The sequence below is a fragment of the Candidatus Symbiopectobacterium sp. genome (assembly GCF_020054415.1).
Classification (GTDB): domain Bacteria; phylum Pseudomonadota; class Gammaproteobacteria; order Enterobacterales; family Enterobacteriaceae; genus Symbiopectobacterium.
Genome location: NZ_JAHWCO010000147.1, coordinates 1 through 1,629 on the forward strand (window position 1 = coordinate 1; position 1,629 = coordinate 1,629).

The window sequence follows — 1,629 nt, forward strand, 5'->3', positions numbered from 1 at the left end:
ACCGCGCTGCTTGAGGGCCTTGTTATAAGAGGGCCAGTTGGTGATTTTAAAATTTTGTTTTGCCATGGATACCTGATTTTGAAACAACTATGGTGATCTGCTCCGATGATTACCCAAAAGTTCTATTTATTCAACAAAGCCCCGATAAACCTGTGTTACCGCCCGCGGGTCAGGCATTACGGCGCAGTCCCGACGGATTAAACTGGGAGAATGTACGCGATTATCGCGGCAAAACCGTTTACAACACCAGGACACGAGGAGCGTCGACTGTCGAGGCGATGGGCGAGTTACCCGAAGAGGTGACGCTACTGATTCCGGCAACGGAATTTGATACCTAGAACGGCAAAAAATGGGTAACAGACAAAGCTGCTCAACAAACAGCAGAAGCCCAGGCGGCACAGCAGAAGGCACAGCGGGAATTGGCTTCACGGCTGACCGTTGCGAATGCGCGTACTCAGCCGCTACAGGATGCGGTAGACCTCGATATGGCCACTGAAGCAGAAAAGGCCCAGCTTGTCGCGTGGAAAAAATACCGCGTGCTGCTTAACCGGGTGAATATCAGCAAAGCGCCGGCTATCATCTGGCCGGAAGCGCAAGAAGGTGAAAAAGAGGTGAATTAGCGCCGGTCGTCGAACAGAGTGGCCAGCTCATCATCGGACAGGCCGGTCGACATCTTGACAAGGGTGCGTTCAACGCCGTTGGCAAGAAGTTGCCTTGCAATGTTGAGCGAGGCACTATGCTCGCCTTCTTGGCGACCTTCCTGGCGTCCGAGGTGAATGCCTTCTTGCCGACCTTCCTGGCGTAGCTGTTCTGCAATTGTCATGACATCCTCCTGATAATCTTGTGTCTGTACCGCGATGGTGTGCAAAAACTGTCTGGTATCTGAGGTTTCGCCTCGACCTACAATATAGTACATCAGGCTACGGAACTGCTCTTTGGGTATCGCCCACAGATTGAGCAGGCGAGCGATATCTCCGGCTAATTCCAGCATGTCCCGTGTACGAATATGCTTCTGCACCAGTTCAAGCAGTGCTACCCGTCGGTGAGACAGTATTTCATCATCCGACATGGCGGTGATATCAACCAGTGGGAATGCCTGTGTATAGACTGATTCTGCCAGTTCAGGGTTAGCAAAGCAATCGAGCCATTGGGTGCTGTAGGGGTAGGGCGACGTGGTGCCGTGGTAAAACAGGAGCGGGATGAACACGGGTAAGGTCTCGTTGCCTTGCTCCAGGTGCCGCTGCATGGCTGCCATACTATAACGCATTAAACGCCACGCCATCAACTTCTCGGGCCTACTCTGGTGCTCGATCAATGTGTAGATATAGCCTTTCCCCGTTTTTGTCTGCACGGAATAGAGCATATCCGAACACTGGGTGCGCAGGTCGTCTTCGATAAAGCTACCTGACTCCATCGCAAGGGTGCTGAAATCGCAGCGCTCCCGCAGATGAGTTGGCAGATGTATTTCCAGAAAGTCTCGGGCGACCGTGATATCGCCGAGGAACTTTTTGAACAGGGAGTCATGTTGGGAGAGTGAGGATGTTGTCATTGGCGCAGTATACCTTGCTCAGGTTACGGTATGCCATCGGGATTTCCAGCTCGGGGTGAATGTGATTTTTCACGTCTGAG

General features: G+C 52.4%; 2 protein-coding genes and 1 pseudogene. 2 read left to right on the forward strand and 1 reads right to left on the reverse strand.

The window, feature by feature from the left end:
- Nucleotides 1-89 precede the first annotated feature (89 nt).
- On the forward strand, nucleotides 90-338 hold the full coding sequence (locus QZ506_RS04470; protein WP_291969348.1) for a hypothetical protein: 249 nt from the start codon (nucleotides 90-92) through the stop codon (nucleotides 336-338).
- A gap of 15 nt (nucleotides 339-353) precedes the next feature.
- Nucleotides 354-620 (forward strand): annotated as a pseudogene (locus QZ506_RS04475) (tail fiber assembly protein); the annotation flags it as partial.
- On the opposite strand, the gene QZ506_RS04480 reads toward QZ506_RS04475, so the two are convergent.
- Nucleotides 617-1,549, reverse strand: coding sequence for an Rpn family recombination-promoting nuclease/putative transposase (locus tag QZ506_RS04480; RefSeq protein ID WP_291969350.1), 933 nt, complete (start codon nucleotides 1,547-1,549; stop codon nucleotides 617-619). The pseudogene QZ506_RS04475 and the gene QZ506_RS04480 sit on opposite strands and share 4 nt — an antisense overlap.
- Nucleotides 1,550-1,629: the final 80 nt, after the last annotated feature.